17 protein-coding genes are annotated in these 21,719 nt (G+C 53.0%); 10 read left to right on the top strand and 7 right to left on the bottom strand.

The genetic code is table 11. The annotated features are described in order from the left end of the window. The first annotated feature begins 3 nt into the window (after positions 1-3). Positions 4-384, top strand: a complete 381-nt coding sequence (locus GHC22_RS20920) for a helix-turn-helix domain-containing protein (RefSeq protein ID WP_032934267.1) — start codon at positions 4-6, stop codon at positions 382-384. A gap of 47 nt (positions 385-431) precedes the next feature. On the opposite strand, the gene cpdB is transcribed toward GHC22_RS20920, so the two are convergent. After that, the gene (gene cpdB, locus GHC22_RS20915) at positions 432-2,375 is read right to left on the bottom strand and encodes a 2',3'-cyclic-nucleotide 2'-phosphodiesterase (protein WP_103285846.1); all 1,944 of its coding nucleotides are present in this window, start codon (positions 2,373-2,375) and stop codon (positions 432-434) included. 189 nt (positions 2,376-2,564) lie between these two features. On the opposite strand from cpdB, the gene cysQ reads away from it, so the two are divergent. Next, the gene (cysQ, locus tag GHC22_RS20910) at positions 2,565-3,305 is read left to right on the top strand and encodes a 3'(2'),5'-bisphosphate nucleotidase CysQ (RefSeq protein WP_153753860.1); all 741 of its coding nucleotides are present in this window, start codon (positions 2,565-2,567) and stop codon (positions 3,303-3,305) included. Here cysQ and GHC22_RS20905 read toward each other — a convergent pair. Next, entirely contained in the window at positions 3,295-3,852 is a 558-nt protein-coding gene (locus tag GHC22_RS20905; protein WP_003830421.1) for a YtfJ family protein, read from the bottom strand. The genes cysQ and GHC22_RS20905 overlap by 11 nt on opposite strands. Before the next feature lie 328 nt (positions 3,853-4,180). On the opposite strand from GHC22_RS20905, the gene GHC22_RS20900 reads away from it, so the two are divergent. Continuing rightward, complete coding sequence (locus GHC22_RS20900; RefSeq protein WP_003025710.1) at positions 4,181-4,387, top strand: DUF1107 domain-containing protein; 207 nt, start codon at positions 4,181-4,183, stop codon at positions 4,385-4,387. Between the two features lie 66 nt (positions 4,388-4,453). On the opposite strand, the gene GHC22_RS20895 is transcribed toward GHC22_RS20900, so the two are convergent. Then, a complete protein-coding gene (locus GHC22_RS20895) occupies positions 4,454-5,794 on the bottom strand; it encodes a hemolysin family protein (RefSeq protein ID WP_003830418.1) in 1,341 nt (446 codons plus the stop codon). Positions 5,795-6,066: 272 nt separating this feature from the next. Further along, positions 6,067-6,705 (bottom strand): peptide-methionine (S)-S-oxide reductase MsrA, encoded by a 639-nt coding sequence (msrA, locus tag GHC22_RS20890; RefSeq protein WP_003830412.1) that lies wholly within the window; start codon positions 6,703-6,705, stop codon positions 6,067-6,069. A gap of 212 nt (positions 6,706-6,917) precedes the next feature. On the opposite strand from msrA, the gene tamA reads away from it, so the two are divergent. From tamA to GHC22_RS20875, 3 genes are read left to right on the top strand one after another with little or no spacing between them, the layout of a single operon-like run. After that, positions 6,918-8,651 (top strand): autotransporter assembly complex protein TamA, encoded by a 1,734-nt coding sequence (gene tamA / locus GHC22_RS20885; RefSeq protein ID WP_003025718.1) that lies wholly within the window; start codon positions 6,918-6,920, stop codon positions 8,649-8,651. Continuing rightward, positions 8,648-12,424, top strand: coding sequence for an autotransporter assembly complex protein TamB (gene tamB / locus GHC22_RS20880; protein ID WP_153753859.1), 3,777 nt, complete (start codon positions 8,648-8,650; stop codon positions 12,422-12,424). Before tamA ends, tamB begins: the two co-directional genes overlap by 4 nt. 2 nt (positions 12,425-12,426) lie before the next feature. Next, positions 12,427-12,771 carry a gamma-glutamylcyclotransferase gene (locus GHC22_RS20875; RefSeq protein ID WP_003025723.1) on the top strand — a complete coding sequence of 115 codons (345 nt, stop codon included), beginning with the start codon at positions 12,427-12,429 and terminating at the stop codon, positions 12,769-12,771. 57 nt (positions 12,772-12,828) lie between these two features. Here the strand turns inward: GHC22_RS20875 and GHC22_RS20870 are convergent, their stop codons facing one another. From GHC22_RS20870 to ppa, 3 genes are all read right to left on the bottom strand, one after another. Then, complete coding sequence (locus GHC22_RS20870) at positions 12,829-14,838, bottom strand: TonB-dependent receptor domain-containing protein (protein ID WP_153753858.1); 2,010 nt, start codon at positions 14,836-14,838, stop codon at positions 12,829-12,831. 84 nt (positions 14,839-14,922) lie between these two features. Beyond that, positions 14,923-15,993, bottom strand: coding sequence for a YncE family protein (locus GHC22_RS20865; protein ID WP_153753857.1), 1,071 nt, complete (start codon positions 15,991-15,993; stop codon positions 14,923-14,925). Between the two features lie 199 nt (positions 15,994-16,192). After that, complete coding sequence (gene ppa / locus GHC22_RS20860; RefSeq protein ID WP_003025726.1) at positions 16,193-16,720, bottom strand: inorganic diphosphatase; 528 nt, start codon at positions 16,718-16,720, stop codon at positions 16,193-16,195. Between the two features lie 309 nt (positions 16,721-17,029). On the opposite strand from ppa, the gene ytfQ reads away from it, so the two are divergent. From ytfQ to yjfF, 4 genes are all read left to right on the top strand, one after another. Next, complete coding sequence (ytfQ, locus tag GHC22_RS20855) at positions 17,030-17,986, top strand: galactofuranose ABC transporter substrate-binding protein YtfQ (RefSeq protein WP_008786033.1); 957 nt, start codon at positions 17,030-17,032, stop codon at positions 17,984-17,986. 103 nt (positions 17,987-18,089) lie between these two features. Beyond that, complete coding sequence (ytfR, locus tag GHC22_RS20850; protein WP_153753856.1) at positions 18,090-19,592, top strand: galactofuranose ABC transporter, ATP-binding protein YtfR; 1,503 nt, start codon at positions 18,090-18,092, stop codon at positions 19,590-19,592. 13 nt (positions 19,593-19,605) lie between these two features. Beyond that, positions 19,606-20,628: a galactofuranose ABC transporter, ATP-binding protein YtfT gene (gene ytfT / locus GHC22_RS20845; protein ID WP_003830397.1), complete on the top strand. Its 1,023-nt coding sequence runs from the start codon at positions 19,606-19,608 to the stop codon at positions 20,626-20,628. Beyond that, positions 20,615-21,616, top strand: coding sequence for a galactofuranose ABC transporter, permease protein YjfF (gene yjfF / locus GHC22_RS20840; protein WP_153753855.1), 1,002 nt, complete (start codon positions 20,615-20,617; stop codon positions 21,614-21,616). Before ytfT ends, yjfF begins: the two co-directional genes overlap by 14 nt. Positions 21,617-21,719 lie beyond the last annotated feature (103 nt).

Raw genomic sequence — 21,719 nt, 5'->3', positions numbered from 1 at the left:
AAAATGACAGCTTCGACGCTCTCTCAGCAGTTACGCGATGGCAACTTATTTGCCGAACAGTGTCCCTCCCGTGAGGTGTTAAAACACGTCACCAGCCGCTGGGGCGTGTTGATTCTGGTGGCGCTGCGCGACGGTACGCACCGTTTCAGCGATTTGCGCCGTAAGATGGGCGGGGTCAGTGAAAAGATGCTGGCGCAATCCCTGCAAGCGTTAGAGCATGACGGGTTTATCAATCGGGTGTCGTATCCGGTGGTGCCGCCGCACGTGGAGTATAGCCTGACGCCGCTGGGTGAGCAGGTGAGCGATAAAGTCGCCGCGCTGGCGGACTGGATAGAACTGAATTTGCCGCAGGTTTTAGCGCAGCGGGACGAACGGGCTGCGTAGTTTTGTAGGCCGGATAAGACGCTATTGCGCCGCATCCGGCACGAAAATTACTTACTTAAATCCAGCTGATAAATAGCAAAACCGATGTCATCGGTCGCGACTTTCTTCAGCGGATACTGGCCTTTCTCTTTAATAAATGCCGCGGCTTTATCAGACGGTGATGTTTCAAAGCGAATATCCAGTGGTGTATCGCTATGAATTGGCGCCAGACGCCAGTTGTTATCTGCCGCCGGGTGAATTTCACCGGCACGCTTCGTCTCAGCACCAATCCAGGCCGCCAGCACCGAGCGGTTTTCATCCGGAGAAGCAAACGCGATGTGGCTGTCGCCGGTTCCGGCAAACTTACCGCCGTAGGCGCGGTAGTTGTTGGTCGCGACGAGGAAGGTGGCATTCGGATCGATTGGTTTGCCGTTAAAGGTCAGATTTTTAATACGTTCCGCTTTCGGGTTAATGGTCTGACATTCACCGTCGTAGCGAGCAGGTTGTGAAACATCAATCTGATAATTCACGCCGTCAATCACGTCGAAATTATAGGTACGGAAGCCATCCCAGTTAATCAACGACTGTGGTTTGCTACTGTGGATATCAATCTGATTGAACTGCCCGGCGGAACATTCCAGCCACTCTTTCACCTCTTTGCCACTGGCTTTCACTACCACCAGAGTGTTGGGATAGAGATACAAATCAGCGGCGTTACGGAAGGTTAACTGACCTTTTTCGACTTCTACGAAGCTTGCCGGATCGTTCTTGCGTCCACCGACCTTAAACGGCGCGGCGGCGGAAAGTACCGGCAGTTTTGCCAGATCCGGATCGCCCTGAATAAAGTGTTCCACATAGGCTTTCTGCGCGTTGTTCACCACCTGTACGGTCGGGTCATCCTGTACCAGCGCCAGATAGCTGTACATGTTGTCGGCGGATTTACCGATCGGTTTGCTGACAAACTCACGCGTGGCGTCGTGATCGGCTTTCAGGATCTCAACGATTTTTTTGTCTTCTGCTGCCAGTGATTTTTTGGCTGCGGCGTCATAGATCGGGCGAGCCTCGGCTTTCGCCTGAGTGACCTGCCATTTACCGCTGTCGTTATTCAGCACTAAATCCACCACGCCCAGGTGATCGCCCCACATACCCGGCATCACCGCAGGAACCCCATTCAGCGTACCTTTTGTGATATCTGCGCCTTTTATATTGGCAAAGTCTTTACCTGGGAAGACGGCGTGAGCGTGACCAAACATAATGGCATCCACGCCCGGTACTTCGCTGAGGTAATAAACGGAGTTTTCCGCCATCGTTTGATATGGGTCGGCAGAAAGCCCGGAGTGAGCAACCACCACCACGACATCGGCGCCTTTTTCTCTCATTTCCGGAACGTATTTGCGTGCAGTTTCCGTAATGTCGTTCACCGTGACTTTGCCGCTGAGGTTGGCTTTATCCCAGGTCATAATCTGCGGTGGCACAAAGCCGATATAGCCAATCTTCAGCGTCTGCTTGTTCCCTTCCTTGTCGACCACCTCAGTGTCTTTGATCAAGTAAGGCGTAAACAGCGGCTTTTTGGTCTTCACGTCGATGATATTAGCGTTAACGTAAGGGAACTTCGCTCCGGCCAGCGCGTTGTGCAGATACTCCAGACCGTAGTTGAATTCATGGTTGCCGAGGTTACCCACCGCGTAATCTAGGGTATTCAGCGCCTTATATACCGGGTGAGTTTCGCCCGCTTTCAGCCCCTTGGCCGCCATGTAATCCCCGAGCGGGCTGCCCTGAATCAGATCGCCATTATCAACCAGCACGCTGTTTTTGACTTCACCACGCGCAGCGTTGATCAGACTTGCCGTACGTACCAGACCGAATTTTTCAGTCGGTGTATCTTTGTAATAATCGAAATCCATCATATTGCTATGCAAATCAGTGGTTTCCATTATACGCAGATCGACGGTCGCGGCATTGACGCTGGCTGCAATCAGCGTTGCCAGAAGCGTTGCACTAAACTTAATCATCAGGGGGCATCCTTTTAAGATCTAAGCCACAAAAGAAAATGTATATAAATCTTCTTGCTTACAGAACTGTGAATCATGACATGAATATAGCGTTTAAAACCGCAGACGCTATCACAGTTGGCGGATCCCCTGACGATCGGGTATAAGTAAAACAACGAGTTAACACCACTGACAGAAACGAGGTGGAGAATGCTAGAACATGTATGCCAGCTTGCACGGAACGCGGGCGATGCCATTATGCAGGTCTACAATGGAATCAAACCGATGGAGATTACCAGCAAGCAGGATGATTCTCCGGTCACGGCGGCAGATATCGCCGCGCATACGGTGATCCTCGAAGGATTACTGGCGCTGACGCCGGATATTCCGGTTCTGTCTGAAGAGGCGCCTCCTGGCTGGGATGTTCGCCAGCATTGGCAGCGCTACTGGCTGGTAGACCCGCTGGACGGGACCAAAGAGTTCATTAAGCGTAACGGTGAATTTACCGTCAATATTGCGCTGATCGAGAAAGGAAAGCCGGTTCTGGGCGTGGTTTACGCGCCGGTAATGAAAGTGATGTACAGCGCAGCAGAAGGTAAAGCGTGGAAAGAAGAGTGCGGCGTACGCAAACAAATTCAGGTTCGTGACGCGCGTCCGCCGCTGGTGGTCATTAGCCGCTCGCATGCCGACAATGAGTTAAAAGAATATCTGCAACAGTTGGGTGAGCACCAGACCACGTCGATTGGCTCATCGCTGAAGTTCTGCCTGGTGGCGGAAGGGCACGCACAGCTGTATCCGCGTTTTGGGCCAACCAACGTGTGGGACACCGCCGCTGGCCATGCCGTTGCCGCCGCAGCCGGAGCGCACGTTCACGACTGGCAGGGGAAACCTCTGGATTACACCCCACGTGAATCGTTCCTCAACCCCGGCTTCCGCGTCTCTATTTACTGAGTAATTTGTGCAGCAGGGCAATTACCTGCTGCACCTCTTCCTGCGTTAATGCGCCATCTTTTGCCCACTGCACGCGTCCGTCCTTGTCGAGTACGACGATAGCGGAGCTCTCTTCATCCAGTTGCCAGGCTTTACGCGCAATGCCATTGCTGTCGACAATGAATTGCGACCACGGGTAGAGCTTCTTATTGCTCTCCAGACTGCTGCGCACAAACATACCGGAGCCGGGAATGGCGTCATCCGTGTTGACAATAGTGGTGGTCTGGTATTTGTCGTGCGGCAGGTTGGCGGCTTTGATTGCCTCGATCAGCGTCGCATTTTTCTCTTTGGCGGAGGTGCGTCCGGCAATGTGTTGCACAATTCGCACTTTGCCTGGCAACTGCGCGCTATTCCAGCTTTTGTAGCTAAACTTATCGTTATCGAGAATCAGTTCGCCGCGATCGGCGATCCCCACCGGCGGTACGCGCTGGTCAGTCTCAAACTTATGTGCGGAGGCAATCATCGGCAGTAGCAGGCACGACAGCGCCAGCAGTTTTCGTAAGGTCATAGGTTTTCCTTCTTTCTTTTATTTTGCAGGTGATCCGACCACTTGGGTCTGGAATTTAATCATATGTGCGAATGATGCTTTTTCCCGCAAGCGCGATGCCAGTTTGCGGACGGGCGCACAAATCCTGCGAAAAATGAAGGCTTATACTGAAGACAGCGAAGCGTTGAAAAGATAATTCTGAATAATTGTAACTTGAAGGTAAATAAACTTATACACGCTGGAAACATCAACGAGATAGTCTATAGTCATAGGGCATTAAAATTTGCGCCTGAGGATTGTCGGACCGATTGTGGTACCGCAAAGGCGTAATGCTCAGCAGGAGACAACAATGAAAATTTTCCAACGATACAACCCGCTGCAGGTGGCGAAGTACGTGAAGATCCTGTTTCGTGGACGGTTATATATCAAGGATGTAGGCGCTTTTGAATTTGATAAGGGTAAGATTCTTATCCCAAAAGTGAAGGACAAACTGCATTTTTCCGTGATGTCCGAAGTTAACCGTCAGGTCTTGCGTCTGCAAACTGAGATGGCTTGATCAAAGTGCTATGCAGTAGTTAAAAAAACGGCTCCTGATGGGAGCCGTTGATGTTTCTGTAAGGCGTTAAGACGCCTTTGCCTCTTCTTTTGCATCTGGCAGTTTTGGTACCAGAACGGTAGGTTTACTGTCCAGACGCGTCACCAGCAGCTGATCGATCTTGTAGTTATCGATATCCACCACTTCAAATTTATAACCTGAATACTTCACCGAGTCGGTGCGTTTCGGGATTTTACGCAGCATGAACATCATAAAGCCGCCGATGGTTTCATAGTTGCCGGACTGCGGGAACTCGTCGATATCCAGGACGCGCATTACGTCATCAATCGGTGTACCGCCGTCGACTAACCATGAGTTTTCATCACGTGCCACAATCTGCTCTTCCAGACCCTGACCTACCAGATCGCCCATCAGCGTCGTCATAACGTCGTTGAGGGTGATAATCCCCACCACCAGCGCGTACTCGTTCATGATGACGGCAAAGTCTTCGCCTGCGGTTTTGAAGCTTTCCAGCGCTTCAGAGAGCGTCAGCGTGTCCGGGACGATCAGCGTATTGCGGATCTGTACGCCGCTGTTCAGCGCCATGCTTTGGTTCGCCAGTACGCGGTTGAGGAGATCCTTTGAATCGACATAGCCAATGATGTGGTCGATATCTTCGTTACACACCAGGAATTTGGAGTGCGGATGTTCCGCCACCTTGTTCTTCAGGCTTTGCTCATCTTCATGGAGATCGAACCAGATAATATTCTCGCGCGAGGTCATTGAAGACGGGACGGTACGGGATTCCAGTTCGAACACATTTTCAATCAGCTCATGCTCCTGCTTGCGCAGAACACCCGCCAGCGCACCCGCTTCGACCACGGCGTAAATGTCGTCCGAGGTGATGTCGTCTTTACGCACCATTGGGATCTTAAACAGACGGAAAATGTTGTTTGCCAGACCGTTAAAGAACCACACCAGCGGGCGGAAGACCAGCAGGCAGAAGCGCATCGGGTTGATGATACGCAAAGCCACAGCTTCTGGCGCAATCATACCGATGCGTTTCGGGGTTAAATCCGCGAACAGGATGAACAGGCCAGTAACCAGCGAGAACGACAGAATAAAGCTTAACTGTTCGGACAGCTCTGGAGTGAAGTACTTCGAGAAAAGGCTGTAAAACGCCGGGGAGAATGCTGCATCACCGACGATACCGCCGAGAATGGCGACCGCGTTAAGGCCAATTTGCACGACGGTAAAAAACATGCCGGGGTTTTCCTGCATCTTCAAAACACGTTGTGCGTTTACGTTGCCTTCATCGGCAAGCAGTTTAAGTTTTATTTTGCGTGATGCAGCAAGCGAGATCTCAGATATCGAGAAAAACGCACTCACGGCGATCAGGCAGAGAATGACTAAAATACTGTTTAACATATCTTATCCGACCGTTCGGGTCAGATCCTCGGAAGGGAGAAGTTGATACTCGTCGTCTTTCAAGCTGCAGGTGCGTTAGCTGCACTCATTCACCCCAGTCACATAGTTCTCTATGCTCCTGGGGATTCACGAGTTTGCCGCCTGCCTGCAACTCGAAATCCTTAGAGTATAAATCCAATGGAATATTCATTGAAAACCGGCTCGTGGAAGTGAGCCGGTAAATTCAGAAGCTAGTATAGCGTAAGGTACTGTAAAGTCGCCAGAGGGGGAAATTATCCTTGTGGCGGCAGGCAAACACCAATACCACCAATGCCACAATATCCGTAAGGATTTTTGTGCAGATACTGCTGGTGATCGTCCTCGGCATAATAGAACGGGGTTGCCGTAGTGATTTCCGTGGTAATGGTGCGCTCGTCGCCTGCGGCGGTCATTGCTGCCTGAAAACGTTCAAGGCTGGCCTGTGCGGCGGCGGTTTGTTCCGGCGTTAACGGGTAAATGGCGGAGCGATACTGCGTGCCCTGGTCGTTCCCCTGACGCATGCCTTGAGCCGGGTCGTGATTTTCCCAGAACACCTGCAGCAGTTGTTCGTAGCTGATAACATGCGGGTCATAGACGATGCGTACCGCTTCGGCATGCCCGGTATCGCCAGAACACACTTCACGATAGGTTGGGTTTGGGGTGTAGCCGCCGGTGTACCCGGCCGCCGTGCTGTAGACCCCTGGCAATGACCAAAATAAACGCTCAACGCCCCAGAAGCATCCCATGGCGAAATAAGCTATCTCCATACCGTCGGGCACGTTGGTCATCGAATGTTGGTTAACCGCATGCAGCGTTGCCACTGGCATCGGGGTGTTGCGTCCAGGTAGCGCATCTGCTTGAGTAACAAGATGCTTTCTATCAAATAAACTCATGGCCGTTCTCCCGAAATCAGTCATTTGGGTTAAGGTTGTAACGAGACGCGTCTTTGCCCACAATAAACGGCGTGAATACGTCTAGAGTTAAACATAAGAAATATTTGGGTTGTCGTCTGTTTTTCAACTCTTATTGTTGATTTTTTGTTAAGCCGAGGAACGGCATAGTATTTTTTTCCAGGGGTGGGAAAAAAGGATATTCAGGAGAAAATGTGCCACATATCCGTCAGTTATGTTGGGTGGGATTACTGTGCTTAAGTGGCTCCGCCGCCGCCGCGAATGTTCGCTTACAGGTCGAAGGATTATCAGGACCGCTGGAGAAAAACGTCCGTGCGCAGCTGTCCACGATTCAAAGTGATGAAGTCACTCCAGACCGACGCTTTCGTGCGCGCGTTGATGATGCCATCCGCGAAGGGCTAAAAGCGCTGGGCTACTTTGAGCCGACCATTGATTTTGAACTGCGTCCACCGCCGGCAAAAGGCCGCCAGGTGCTGATTGCCAAAGTGACCCCCGGCGAGCCGGTGCTGATTGGTGGCACTGAGGTGATTTTGCGCGGTGGCGCGCGTACGGATAAAGATTATCTGGATCTGCTGAAAACACGCCCGGCAATCGGCACCGTGCTGAATCAGGGGGACTATGACAACTTCAAAAAGTCACTCACCAGCGTGGCGCTGCGCAAAGGCTACTTCGATAGTGAATTTAATAAAAGCCAGCTCGGGATAGCGCTTGAGCGTCGCCAGGCGTTCTGGGATATCGATTACAACAGCGGCGAACGCTATCGCTTTGGGCATGTCACTTTTGAAGGCTCGCAAATTCGCGATGAGTATCTGCAAAATCTGGTGCCCTTTAAAGAAGGTGAAGAGTACGAGTCGAAAGATCTGGGCGAACTGAACCGTCGTCTGTCGGCGACCGGATGGTTTAATTCCGTGGTCGTCGCACCGGAGTTTGATAAAGCCCGCAAAACCAAGGTGCTACCCCTGAAAGGCGTGGTCTCACCGCGAACCGAAAACACCATCGAAACCGGGGTCGGTTATTCAACTGATGTCGGGCCACGGGTGAAGACCTCGTGGAAAAAGCCGTGGATGAACTCCTACGGTCACAGCTTGACGACCAGCGCCAGTATCTCGGCGCCAGAGCAGGTGCTTGATTTCAGCTATAAAATGCCGCTGTTAAAGAACCCGCTTGAGCAGTATTACCTGGTACAGGGCGGCTTTAAGCGTACCGATTTAAACGACACCGAGCAGGATTCCACAACGCTTGCGGTTTCCCGCTACTGGGACCTCTCCAGCGGCTGGCAGCGCGCGATTAACCTGCGCTGGAGCCTCGACCACTTTACCCAGGGTAACGTCACCAACACCACTATGCTGCTCTATCCGGGCGTGATGATCAGCCGGACGCGTTCACGCGGCGGCCTGATGCCTGTCTGGGGCGATTCCCAGCGCTACTCTATTGATTACTCGAACACCGCCTGGGGTTCAGATGTTGATTTCTCCGTCTTCCAGGCGCAAAACGTCTGGATCCGCACGCTGTACGACAGGCATCGTTTTGTGATGCGCGGTAATCTCGGCTGGATTGAAACCGGCGACTTCGACAAAGTGCCGCCGGACCTGCGTTTCTTTGCCGGGGGCGATCGCAGTATTCGCGGCTATAAATACAAATCTATTTCGCCGGAAGGCAGCGACGGCAAGCTGAAAGGGGCCTCCAAGCTGGCAACCGGCTCGCTGGAATACCAGTACAACGTGACCGGTAAATGGTGGGGGGCGATGTTTGTCGATAGCGGTGAAGCGGTCAGCGACATTCGCCGAAGCGATTTCAAAACCGGTGCCGGGGTCGGCGTACGCTGGCAATCGCCGGTTGGACCTATCAAGCTCGACTTTGCCGTCCCGGTCGGCGACAAAGATGAACATGGTTTACAGTTTTACATCGGTCTGGGGCCTGAATTATGAGTTTATGGAAGAAGATAAGCCTCGGCGTGCTGGTATTTATCCTGCTGTTGTTAGGCACGGTGGCGTTCCTCGTCGGTACCACCTCGGGCCTGCATCTGATCTTCAAAGCCGCTAATCGGTGGGTTCCGGGTCTGGAAATTGGTCAGGTCACCGGCGGCTGGCGGGATCTATCACTGAAAAATATTCGCTACGACCAGCCTGGCGTGGCGGTGAATGCTGGTGAAGTGCATTTGGCCGTGGGGCTTAACTGTCTGTGGGACAGCAGCCTGTGCGTCAACGATCTGGCGCTGAAAAACATCAACGTGGCGATCGACAGCAAAAAGATGCCGCCATCCGCGCCGGTAGAGGAAGAAGAGAGCGGTCCGCTTAATCTTTCCACGCCTTACCCCATCACGCTTTCGCGCGTGGCGCTGAACAACATCAATATCAAAATCGATGACACCACGGTTTCAGTGCTGGATTTTACCTCCGGCCTGAACTGGCAGGAAAAAACGCTGACGCTGAAGCCAACGTCATTACAGGGGCTGCTGATTGCTCTGCCTAAAGTGGCGGAAGTGGCACAGGAAGAGGTTGTCGAACCGAAGATTCAAAACCCGCAGCCGGATGAAAAGCCGCTCGGGGAAACGCTAAAAGATCTGTTCTCAAAGCCGGTACTGCCGGAAATGACCGATGTCCATCTGCCGCTCAATCTCAATATTGAAGAGTTTCGCGGCGAGCAGCTGCGCGTGACCGGGGATACGGATTTAACAGTACATAGTATGCTGCTGAAAGTGAGCAGCATAGACGGCAACATGAAGCTCGACGCGCTGGATATCGACTCGAATCAGGGAACGGTAAAAGCCAGCGGCACGGCGCAACTGACCGACACGTGGCCGGTTGATATTACGTTAAACAGCACGCTAAACATCCACCCGTTAAAAGGCGAAAAGGTGAAGCTGAAGGTCGGCGGTGCGCTGCGCGAACAGCTGGAAGTCGGCGTCAATCTGTCTGGTCCGGTAGATATGGACCTGCGTGCACAGACGCGCCTGGCAGAAGCCGGATTGCCGCTCAACATTGAGGTGGTAAGTAAGCAGGTTTACTGGCCGTTTACCGGTGAGAAACAGTTCCAGGCCGATGACATCAAGCTCAAACTGACCGGCAAGATGACCGACTATACGCTGTCGATGCGTACCGCCGTGAAAGGTCAGGATATTCCTCCGGCTACTATCACGCTGGACGCCAAAGGCAACGAGCAGCAGATCAATCTCGACAAACTCAGCGTTGCGGCGCTGGAAGGGAAAACCGAGCTGAAAGCGCTGGTGGACTGGCAGCAGGCGATCAGCTGGCGCGGGGAGCTAACGCTGGATGGTATCAATACCGCGAAAGCGATCCCGGACTGGCCGTCAAAACTGAATGGCCTGGTGAAAACGCGCGGCAGTCTGTACGGCGGAAGCTGGCAGATGGAGGTTCCGGAGCTGAAGCTGACCGGCAACGTGAAGCAGAACAAGGTCAATGTGAACGGTTCGCTGAAGGGGAACAGCTACCTGCAGTGGACGATTCCGGGCCTTCATCTGGAGCTGGGACGCAACAGTGCGGACGTAAAAGGCGAACTGGGGGTTAAAGACCTCAACCTCGACGCGACGATTGATGCCCCAAGCCTGGATAACGCGCTGCCGGGGCTGGGCGGTACGGCGAAAGGGCTGGTAAAAGTTCGCGGTACGGTTGAAGCACCACAGCTGCTGGCGGATATTACCGCCCGTGGTCTGCGCTGGCAGGAACTTTCCGTTGCTCAGGTGCGCGTCGAAGGCGATGTGAAATCGGCCGAGCAAATCGCCGGTAATCTCAACGTTCGCGTAGAGCGGATTGTACAACCTGACGTGAATATTGGTCTGGTGACGCTCAACGCCAAAGGCAGTGAAAAGCAGCATGAACTGCAGTTACGCATTCAGGGTGAGCCGGTTTCAGGGCAACTGGATCTTGCCGGGAGCTTTGATCGCAAAGAACAGCGCTGGAAAGGGGAGTTAAGCAATACCCGCTTCCAGACGCCGGTCGGTCCGTGGTCGCTCAACCGGGCTATCGCGCTGGATTATCGTAATCAAGAACAGAAAATTAGTATCGGGCCGCACTGCTGGAACAACCCGAATGCGGAGCTGTGCGTACCACAAACCATTGATGCCGGTGCAGAAGGTCGCGCGGTGGTGAATCTTAACCGCTTCGACCTGGCGATGCTAAAACCGTTTATGCCGGAGACAACCCAGGCCAGCGGTGTGTTCACTGGCAAAGCTGATGTGAGCTGGGATACCACCAAAGAGGGGCTGCCACAGGGGCAGGTCACCCTGAGCGGACGTAACGTGAAGGTCACGCAAAGCGTGAATGATGCCCCGCTCCCCGTGGCGTTTGAAACGCTGAATCTGACCGCCGACCTGCACAATAACCGTGCCGAGTTGGGCTGGCTAATTCGTCTGACCAACAACGGGCAGTTTGACGGACAGGTGCAGGTAACGGACCCGCAAGGGCGTCGTAATCTGGGCGGTAACGTCAATATTCGCAACTTCAATCTGGCGATGGTGAACCCTATCTTCTCGCGCGGTGAAAAAGCGGCAGGGATGATCAACGCCAACCTGCGGCTGGGCGGCGATGTGCAAAGCCCGCAGTTGCTCGGACAGCTGCAACTGAGTGGTCTGGATATTGACGGTAACTTCATGCCGTTTGACATGCAGCCAAGCCAGTTAGCCGTTAACTTCAATGGAACACGCTCAACGCTGGCGGGCGTGGTGCGTACGCAGCAGGGAGAAATTAACCTGAGCGGCGATGCCGACTGGAGTCAGATAGACAACTGGCGGGCGCGTGTTGCGGCTAAAGGCAGCAGGGTGCGTATTACCGTACCGCCGATGGTCCGCCTGGACGTATCGCCGGACGTGGTCTTTGAAGCCACGCCAAGCCTGTTTACCCTCGATGGCAACGTGGATGTGCCGTGGGCGCGTATCGTGGTACATGACCTGCCGGAAAGCGCGGTTGGGGTTTCCAGCGATATGGTCATGCTTAACAACAATCTGCAGCCGGAGAAACCGCAGACCGCCGGTATTCCGATCAACAGCAACCTGAATATCCACGTCGGTAACAACGTGCGTCTTGACGCCTTTGGTCTGAAAGCGCGTCTGACGGGCGATCTGAAAGTGGTGCAGGATAAGCAAGGTCTGGGACTTAACGGGCAAATTAATATCCCGAGCGGTCGCTTCCACGCCTATGGTCAGGATCTGATTGTGCGTAAGGGCGAGCTGTTGTTCTCCGGTCCGCCGGATCAGCCGTTGCTCAACATCGAAGCGATTCGTAACCCAGATGCCACCGAAGACGACGTGATCGCTGGCGTTCGCGTCACCGGTACCGCCGATGAACCGAAGGCGGAGATCTTCTCCGACCCGGCAATGTCGCAGCAAATGGCGCTTTCCTACCTGCTACGTGGACAAGGGCTGGATAGCGAACAGAGCGATAGCGCAGCGATGACTTCAATGCTTATTGGTCTGGGGGTTGCACAAAGTGGTCAGGTTGTGGGTAAAATCGGGGAGACATTTGGCGTAAGCAATCTGGCACTGGACACGCAAGGGGTGGGCGACTCATCTCAGGTGGTTGTCAGCGGATACGTACTGCCAGGTCTGCAGGTGAAATATGGTGTGGGTATATTTGACTCCTTAGCGACACTCACGCTACGTTATCGTCTGATGCCTAAGCTATATCTGGAAGCAGTGTCTGGCGTAGATCAGGCACTTGATTTGCTCTATCAGTTCGAGTTTTAGCAATGCGAATATTTGTCTACGGCAGTTTACGAACCAAACAAGGCAACAGCCACTGGATGACCAATGCCCTGTTGCTGGGAAATTTCAGTATCGATAACTACCAGTTGTACAGCCTGGGCCACTATCCAGGCGCGGTTCCGGGAAATGGAACAGTACACGGGGAAGTTTATCGTATTGATAACGCCACGCTGGCAGAGCTTGACGCTCTGCGTACCCGCGGCGGTGAATACGCACGCCAGTTAATTCAAACGCCGTACGGAAGTGCATGGATGTACGTGTACCAACGTCCGGTTGATGGCTTAACGCTGATTGAAAGCGGTAACTGGTTAGACAGAGACCAGTACTGATATATCGCCTACCAGAATAAACAACGCCGCCTTCGGGTGGCGTTGTTTATTAAAGGCTTAAAACTCCACGCGCGCGCCGAGGTTATAGCGGCGGCCTTCCACCTGCGCGGATTCATTCCATGCAGTCGTCAGTTTCGGATCTTCATCCAGCACGTTGTAGATCCCTGCCATCAGGTGCGTGTGCTTATTGAGCTTATAACGTACGCCTACGTCGACCATCGTGTAGTCATCGTACTTATAGTTATTGCCGCTGTTGCGGTTACTGCTGCGGTAATTCACCGTACTCCATACGTCCAGACTCTGCGTTGCCGCCCAGTTCAGCGACAGGTTCGCCATATGGCGCGGGTAATCGTTGAGCGCGTAGCCTTTATTTACGCCGCTTTTCTGTTCGCTATGGTTCCAGGTGTAGTTAGCGTTGGCTTTTACATCGGCGCTAATCTGCCAGTCGGCATTCAGTTCTATGCCGTACACGTCCGCCTTGCTGACGTTGAAGTATTTACTGACGGAGTCCGCCTTGTAGCCATTCACGGAGCACTGATTCGTCGATGTAGTTTCGCAAATGGTTTGTTCAGCAATTTTGTCTTTGAACTGCGTATAGAAGACGGTGCTATCCAGTGACAGCGCATTCCCCGTCCAGTAGAGGCCCAGCTCAGAGTTAACGCTTTGTTCTGGTTTCAGATCGTCGTTACCGACGGTCAGGAAGGGATAAGGTACGGTCGAGCCGTATGGGGTAACAAAGTCGCTGGATGTCGCACGCAGCTCAGGTTTTTTATAACCTGCGGAAACGCCGCCCTTCAGCGCCCAGTCATTGCTGAAGGCCCAGTTACCGTACATTTTCGGCGTAATATGTGTGCCAAAGTTATCATCCTGGTCCATACGCGCTGATGTGGTCAGGATGAAGTCGTCAATGCTCCAGCCGTCTTCAGCAAACAATGCCCAACCGTTACGGCTGATTTTTGTCACTGGCTCAGATCCGGGCAGTGTTTTGTTGGCCACATCAAAGCGGTCATTCAGCTCTTCGCGGGTGAAATTCGCCCCAACGGTCAGTTTATGGTTGTCGAGCGTGAAGGTGGTTTGCGAATTAGCGACGTAGTTCTCCATCTGCACATACTGCGGCGACTGGCCGTCATAAACGTACTTCGAACGGCCTTTTTCATAGTTTATGTAGTTGGTCGTTGCAATGGTGTCGTCGGCATACCAGCCGGTATGCGTCAGGGTGGCGGCGTTACGATCGAACAGCCATGACCACGGCGCGCCGCGCTTCTGGGTACGGTTTTTCTCCTGCTCACCGGTGACCACATTGAGGTCGAACAGGTTATTTTCGCTAGCGGCCAGGCCCAGCGTCATATCAACGGATTTACGGTTGTGTTTGCCGAAATAGTTATTGCGATCGTCATCGCGACGGTCGAGCCAGTCGGCCGCTACGCTAAGGCCGAGAACATCGGGCACAATCGGCCCCATGGAAAACAGATTCATCTGGCTGGTATTACCCAAATACTGGTGTTCCTGAAGCCAGGTATTGGCGGCAATTGCCGTCGTCCACTCTTTTGCGCCATACGGTTTTTTGGTAATCACGTTGACCACACCGCCGATGGCATCTGAGCCGTACAGCGAGGACATGGGCCCGCGGATAACTTCGATACGCTCAATGGCCTCCATCGGCGGTAAGAAGTTGGCTTCAGTACCGATGTCATGTCCGTAAGGGCGAGATTCACCGGTATTTTGTTTGACGCTGTTGACCATAAACGCGGTATAGGACGGGTCCATGCCGCGAATCATAATGCTGCCAGCGTTCATACCGCTGCTGTTGGTGACCGAGACGCCAGGAAGGTTTTTAATCGCTTCACCAATGCTACGGTCCGGCTGAATATCCAGCGTTTTACGATCGATAACGGAAATGGTGGCCGGCGCTTCGCGCTTTTGCTGCGAGAACCCGGATGCGGTGATCACCATTTCATCTTCGCTATTGCGTGAGGTTTCGGTGAGTTCTTCTGCCTGAGTGGGGAAAATAACACCGCCTGAGAATGCAACGATCCCTGTCAGCGTAATAAGTTGACGCGTTTTCATAATATAGACACCTGAAAAGTAAAAAATAAAAGCATCACCTTGCAGCCCAGAAAAGCTGCAAGGTGTCAGAAGCGTTTTTAATTATTAATATTTGGAGAGGTCGATTTTCAGCACGTAGTCGAGCTTCACACCGGTCATTTTTTCCGGCTGTTTGACGCTGACATACAGGGTGTTGGCATCAGACGAGAGCGCCAGGCTGTTAGGTAACGCATTGGTTTCAATGCTTTGTTTTACCTGATAAGTCTTGCTGTCCACAATGCTGATGCGCTTTGCATTACGGTGGGTGATATACACTTCCTGGCGCTTTTCGTTATATATCACTGCCAGCGAGTTGATAACCTTAATGGGGGCAATAACCTTACCGGTATTAATATCAACAACCAGTACATCCGCTAAATCAGGATCGGTCAGGAATGCGCGATTATTTTTTGCATCCAAAGCAATATTCAGGAAAAAATGTTTTTTGCCTGGCTCAATACTAAAGCGGTTAATAATTTGATGGTTAGTGGTATCCAGCGTAATAAGTTCGTTGCGGCCATTTACGACATACAGGCGGTTCTTATTGGCATCTACGGCCATGCCGGTCGGATACTGGCCCATGTTTTCAAGGGTGGCGATTTTCTCGCGCTTTTGCGTATCCACCACCCAGACAATACCCTTTTCAGCTACGCCGGAAACGTACAGGCGGTGATGCTGTTTATCGAGCACCATTTCGCGGGTATGGACAATTTCTTTCGGGTTTTTGGCTTCGCTCAGTTGCAGTATCGCCAGCTCTTTACCGCTGCGGGTATCAATGAGCGTGACCGAACCCTCCAGCGTGTTGCCGACATACAGCACCTGGTTTTCTGCATCCAGGGCAGTGGCAAAGGCACGACGGCTGGTTTCGATAACTTCAGTCGTGGTGAGTTTCTCCAGATCGAGTTTATAGATAAGCCCGCTGGTTTTATCTTTATCAAACGACGGCGACGAGGCAGCAAAAAGCGCATTCTGCTGGCTATCAACCGCCAGTTCATACACGCCGTTGCCAACGTCGCGGGTCAGAAAATCTTGCTCAGGTAGCGTCTGCGCCACGCTGGACAGGCTGGTAAATAACAGTGCTGTGGCGAGAGCCACGCAGGAATAGCGTTTCAGGGACTTCACATTGTGGAGGTTCATTGACTTTTATTCACATTTATTTACATGCTGAGAATGATAATGAGATCTAATCTCATTCGCAATTAAGATAAATGAAATGTGACTACCCAATCTGGTAGGTCAAAAAGAAAACAGCGAAGGGGAGGGGGAAAAGAAAGTAGAAATTAAAAAACCCTTACTAACCAGGGGCTGGCGTTCAGGGCTTTACGCTAACGCGAACTTACTTCTTCGCGCGCTCGAAGGAAGCAACGATTTCAGCTTTAGCAGCTTCAGCGTTGTCCCAACCGTCAACTTTCACCCATTTGCCCGCTTCGAGATCTTTGTAGTGTTCGAAGAAGTGGGTGATCTGCGCTTTCAGCAGTTCCGGCAGGTCGGTCACATCTTTGATGTGATCGTATTCTTTGCTCAGCTTGGTGTGCGGTACCGCAACCAGTTTCGCATCTTCACCGGATTCGTCGGTCATTTTCAGTACGCCAACCGGACGGCAGCGGATCACTGAACCTGGCTCCAGTGGGTACGGAGTCGGGACCAGAACGTCTACCGGGTCACCGTCCAGAGACAGGGTGTGGTTGATGTAACCGTAGTTGCACGGATAGAACATCGCGGTGGACATGAAGCGGTCAACGAACAGGGCGCCGCTCTCTTTGTCAACTTCGTATTTGATCGGATCTGCGTTCGCAGGGATCTCGATAACAACGTAGATATCTTCCGGCAGGTCTTTACCGGCAGGGACGTTGAGTAAGCTCATGTCTGTTTCCTTTAAATAAGCTATGGCAAACAAGTGGCGGGTATTATAGCCAACTCGCGCGGAATGTCTCCGCTTGTTTTCGCTTTCTCTGCGTGCATTTTCTTCTTTTTACCTCTCTCTCGTGACAGAAAAATCCATATCTTCAGCCACATTTTTCATAGCGAGATGAAAGCGATTACAAAGTTGTGATTAACGTTTTATTTACTTTTTTGAAGTGTGATGTAACGCAATCCGTTACATGCTCAATTGTCTATAGTTTTTTCGCAACGGTTAATTAACCAACAATAATCACCCTACGAGGACGCACTTATGTGGAAGCGCTTACTTTTAGTCACAGCAGTTTCGGCAGCCATGTCGTCTATGGCAATGGCAGCCCCTTTAACCGTAGGATTTTCGCAGGTTGGCTCTGAATCCGGCTGGCGCGCCGCAGAAACCAACGTCGCGAAAAGCGAGGCCGAAAAGCGGGGAATTACGCTGAAAATCGCTGATGGCCAGCAAAAGCAGGAAAACCAGATTAAAGCAGTCCGCTCATTTGTTGCGCAGGGCGTCGACGCCATCTTTATTGCGCCGGTCGTGGCAACGGGTTGGGAGCCGGTTTTAAAAGAAGCTAAAGATGCCGACATTCCAGTCTTTTTGCTCGATCGTTCCATCGATGTAAAAGACAAATCTCTCTATATGACCACCGTCACCGCCGACAACGTGTTGGAAGGTAAATTGATCGGCGACTGGCTGATTAAACAAGTGGACGGCAAGCCGTGTAACGTCGTTGAGCTGCAAGGGACCGTTGGGGCCAGCGTGGCGATCGATCGTAAGAAAGGCTTTGCTGAAGCTATCGCTAATGCGCCAAACATCAAAATTATTCGCTCTCAGTCCGGTGACTTCACCCGCAGTAAAGGGAAAGAAGTGATGGAGAGCTTTATCAAAGCGGAAAACAACGGCAAGAACATCTGCATGGTTTACGCCCACAACGATGACATGGTGATCGGTGCGATTCAGGCGATCAAAGAAGCGGGCCTGAAACCTGGCAAAGATATTCTCACCGGTTCTATCGATGGCGTACCGGATATCTACAAAGCGATGATTGATGGTGAAGCCAACGCCAGCGTCGAACTGACGCCGAATATGGCCGGCCCGGCATTCGACGCGCTGGAGAAATTCAAAAAAGACGGCACGATGCCTGAGAAGCTGACCATTACCAAGTCGATCCTCTATCTGCCGGATACGGCAAAAGAAGAGTTAGAGAAGAAGAAAAACATGGGCTACTAAGCCTTCATGAAAATGCCGGGGGCGCTGCGCTTGCCCGGCCTACATTACGCTCTTTTGTAGGCCGGATAAGCGTAGCGCCATCCGGCGTGATGCAGGGGGAACCATGACCACCGACCAACATCAGGAAATCCTCCGCACCGAAGGATTAAGCAAATTCTTTCCCGGCGTCAAAGCGTTGGATAACGTGGATTTCAGCTTGCGTCGTGGCGAGATTATGGCGCTGCTGGGAGAAAACGGAGCCGGCAAATCGACGCTCATCAAAGCGCTGACCGGCGTTTACCATGCCGATCGCGGCACTATCTGGCTCGAAGGCCAACCGATTTCCCCCAAAAACACCGCCCATGCCCAGCAACTGGGGATTGGCACCGTGTACCAGGAAGTGAACCTGCTGCCCAATATGTCGGTTGCCGATAACTTATTTATTGGCCGTGAGCCGCGGCGCTTTGGCCTGCTCCGGCGCAAGCAGATGGAAAAACGTGCGACGGAGCTGATGGCGTCATACGGTTTTTCCCTCGACGTGCGCGAGCCGCTGAACCGCTTTTCCGTGGCGATGCAACAAATCGTCGCCATCTGTCGGGCGATCGATCTCTCCGCGAAAGTGCTGATCCTCGATGAGCCGACCGCCAGCCTTGATACCCAGGAAGTTGAAATGCTGTTTGGCCTGATGCGACATCTGCGCGATCGGGGCGTCAGTCTGATCTTCGTCACCCACTTTCTCGATCAGGTTTATCAGGTCAGCGATCGCATTACCGTTCTGCGTAACGGCGGCTTCGTTGGCTGCCGTGAAACCCGAGAACTGCCACAGATCGAACTGGTCAAAATGATGCTGGGCCGTGAACTGGATACCCATGCGCTACAGCGTGCGGGCCGCACGTTGCTGAGTGATAAACCGGTGGCGGCATTCAGCGGCTTTGGCAAAAAAGGCACCATCGCGCCATTTGATCTACAGGTGCGTCCCGGTGAGATCGTCGGTCTCGCCGGACTACTGGGATCCGGGCGAACGGAAACGGCGGAGGTGATCTTCGGTATTAAACCCGCCGACAGCGGAAGTGCGCTGATCAAAGGCAAACCGCAGACTTTGCGCTCGCCACATCAGGCTTCGTGTCTGGGGATCGGTTTCTGTCCGGAGGATCGCAAAACGGATGGCATTATTGCCGCCGCTTCGGTGCGGGAAAACATCATTCTGGCAATGCAGGCACAGCGCGGCTGGCTGCGGCCTATCCCACGGAAAGAACAAAACGAGATTGCCGAGCGGTTTATCCGCCAGCTTGGTATTCGTACTCCGAACGCTGAGCAGCCGATCGAATTTCTCTCCGGCGGCAATCAGCAAAAAGTATTGCTCTCGCGTTGGTTACTGACCAAACCGCAGTTCCTGATCCTCGATGAACCCACGCGTGGGATCGACGTTGGCGCGCATGCGGAGATCATCCGTCTGATCGAAACGCTGTGCGCGGATGGTCTGGCGCTGCTGGTCATTTCATCCGAACTGGAAGAGTTAGTGGGCTATGCCGATCGGGTCATTATTATGCGCGATCGCAAACAGGTGGCCGAGATCCCCCTGGCTGAACTGTCCGTACCGGCGATCATGAACGCCATTGCGGCCTAAGGAGACTATGGTGATGCCTCAATCTCTCCCTCAATCCAATCCGTCTAAACGGCGGTTCCGTTGGCCAAAGGGGATGCCACAGCTGGTGGCGTTACTGCTGGTGCTGCTGGTGGATAGCCTGGTCGCTCCGCATTTCTACCAGGTGATTTTGCAGGATGGTCGGCTGTTCGGTAGCCCGATTGATATTCTCAACCGTGCCGCGCCCGTGGCGCTGTTGGCGATTGGTATGACGCTGGTGATTGCTACCGGCGGCATCGACCTTTCCGTGGGGGCCGTCATGGCTATTGCTGGCGCCACTACCGCGGCGATGACGGTAGCCGGGCACAGTCTGCCGGTAGTGCTGCTTGCCGCCTTAGGCTCCGGCATTCTGGCTGGGCTGTGGAATGGGATTCTGGTGGCCATCCTCAAGATCCAACCGTTTGTCGCCACGCTAATCCTGATGGTGGCCGGGCGCGGGGTGGCGCAGCTTATCACCTCCGGGCAGATCGTCACCTTTAACTCGCCAGAACTTTCATGGTTTGGCAGCGGCTCGCTCCTACTATTCCCCACGCCGGTAATTATTGCACTGCTCACGCTGGTGGTGTTCTGGCTGCTGACGCGGAAAACGGCGCTGGGTATGTTTATCGAAGCGGTGGGCATCAACATTCGTGCGGCAAAAAACGCCGGGGTGAACACCCGCATTATCGTGATGCTCACCTATGTGCTGAGCGGCCTGTGCGCGGCTATCGCTGGCATTATCGTCACAGCGGATATTCGCGGGGCAGATGCCAATAACGCCGGATTATGGCTGGAGCTGGATGCCATCCTGGCGGTGGTTATCGGCGGCGGGTCGCTGATGGGCGGGCGCTTTAACCTGCTGCTGTCGGTGGTAGGCGCATTGATTATTCAGGGCATGAACACCGGGATTCTGCTGTCGGGCTTCCAGCCGGAACTGAATCAGGTGGTCAAAGCCGTGGTGGTGTTGTGTGTGCTGGTCGTGCAGTCGCAACGCTTTATCAGCCTGATAAAAGGAGTGCGTGGTCATGATAAAACGTAATTTACCGCTGATGATCACCCTCGGCGTGTTTGTGCTGGGTTATCTCTACTGCCTGACGCAGTTTCCCGCTTTTGCTTCCACCCGGGTCATTTGCAATATCCTGACCGATAACGCCTTTCTGGGCATCATTGCCGTAGGCATGACCTTCGTAATCCTTTCTGGCGGGATCGACCTTTCCGTTGGCTCGGTGATCGCCTTTACCGGCGTATTTCTGGCAAAGGCCATTGGCTATTGGGGCATTTCCCCGCTGCTGGCGTTCCCTTTGGTTTTGCTGATGGGCTGCGCGTTTGGTGCGTTTATGGGGTTACTGATTGATGCGCTGAAGATCCCGGCATTTATTATCACCCTGGCGGGAATGTTCTTCCTGCGCGGCGTCAGCTATCTGATCTCAGAAGAATCCATCCCAATTAACCATCCGGTTTATGACACGCTCTCAAGCCTGGCATGGAAAATTCCCGGCGGTGGTCGCCTGAGCGCGATGGGATTGCTGATGCTGGCGGTTGTCGTCATCGGCATATTCCTGGCGCACCGTACGCGCTTTGGTAATCAGGTTTACGCGATTGGCGGCAACGCCACCTCTGCCAACCTGATGGGCATCTCAACCCGCAGCACCACCATCCGCATTTATATGCTGTCTACCGGGCTTGCGACGCTTGCCGGCATTGTCTTTTCCATTTACACCCAGGCGGGCTATGCGCTGGCGGGCGTTGGCGTCGAACTGGATGCGATAGCCTCAGTTGTGATTGGCGGAACGCTGCTCAGCGGTGGGGTCGGTACAGTGTTGGGGACGTTGTTTGGCGTCGCTATTCAGGGGCTGATCCAGACCTACATTAATTTTGACGGCACATTAAGTTCCTGGTGGACGAAGATCGCGATTGGCATTTTATTGTTTATTTTTATAGCGTTACAACGCGGTCTGACGGTGCTTTGGGAAAATCGTCAAAGCTCGCCGGTTACCCGAGTGGGTACGGCGGCAACACCAAAGTAACATCCTGATTTTGCACAAAACATTTAAATACCTAAACTTTTTCCGGTTGTAGTCGATAGGTTCTGTACAGGTCTGTTTTAACCCTACAACCGGAAATATAACG

It is taken from the genome of Citrobacter sp. H12-3-2 (genome assembly GCF_009649895.1).
Lineage (GTDB): Bacteria > Pseudomonadota > Gammaproteobacteria > Enterobacterales > Enterobacteriaceae > Citrobacter > Citrobacter portucalensis.
Note: the sequence above shows the minus strand (reverse complement) of the source record. Positions and strands in the feature narration are given on the sequence as shown.

Excerpts from the sequence above, each read along its gene's own strand:
- cysQ (WP_153753860.1), top strand. The coding sequence starts at position 2,565 with ATGCTAGAACATGTATGCCAGCTTGCACGGAACGCGGGCGATGCCATT.
- GHC22_RS20870 (WP_153753858.1), bottom strand. The coding sequence starts at position 14,838 with ATGAAAACGCGTCAACTTATTACGCTGACAGGGATCGTTGCATTCTCA.
- GHC22_RS20920 (WP_032934267.1), top strand. The coding sequence starts at position 4 with ATGACAGCTTCGACGCTCTCTCAGCAGTTACGCGATGGCAACTTATTT.
- msrA (WP_003830412.1), bottom strand. The coding sequence starts at position 6,705 with ATGAGTTTATTTGATAGAAAGCATCTTGTTACTCAAGCAGATGCGCTA.
- GHC22_RS20905 (WP_003830421.1), bottom strand. The coding sequence starts at position 3,852 with ATGACCTTACGAAAACTGCTGGCGCTGTCGTGCCTGCTACTGCCGATG.
- GHC22_RS20865 (WP_153753857.1), bottom strand. The coding sequence starts at position 15,993 with ATGAACCTCCACAATGTGAAGTCCCTGAAACGCTATTCCTGCGTGGCT.
- yjfF (WP_153753855.1), top strand. The coding sequence starts at position 20,615 with ATGATAAAACGTAATTTACCGCTGATGATCACCCTCGGCGTGTTTGTG.
- ytfQ (WP_008786033.1), top strand. The coding sequence starts at position 17,030 with ATGTGGAAGCGCTTACTTTTAGTCACAGCAGTTTCGGCAGCCATGTCG.
- GHC22_RS20900 (WP_003025710.1), top strand. The coding sequence starts at position 4,181 with ATGAAAATTTTCCAACGATACAACCCGCTGCAGGTGGCGAAGTACGTG.
- ytfT (WP_003830397.1), top strand. The coding sequence starts at position 19,606 with ATGCCTCAATCTCTCCCTCAATCCAATCCGTCTAAACGGCGGTTCCGT.
- GHC22_RS20895 (WP_003830418.1), bottom strand. The coding sequence starts at position 5,794 with ATGTTAAACAGTATTTTAGTCATTCTCTGCCTGATCGCCGTGAGTGCG.
- ytfR (WP_153753856.1), top strand. The coding sequence starts at position 18,090 with ATGACCACCGACCAACATCAGGAAATCCTCCGCACCGAAGGATTAAGC.
- GHC22_RS20875 (WP_003025723.1), top strand. The coding sequence starts at position 12,427 with ATGCGAATATTTGTCTACGGCAGTTTACGAACCAAACAAGGCAACAGC.
- tamB (WP_153753859.1), top strand. The coding sequence starts at position 8,648 with ATGAGTTTATGGAAGAAGATAAGCCTCGGCGTGCTGGTATTTATCCTG.
- ppa (WP_003025726.1), bottom strand. The coding sequence starts at position 16,720 with ATGAGCTTACTCAACGTCCCTGCCGGTAAAGACCTGCCGGAAGATATC.
- cpdB (WP_103285846.1), bottom strand. The coding sequence starts at position 2,375 with ATGATTAAGTTTAGTGCAACGCTTCTGGCAACGCTGATTGCAGCCAGC.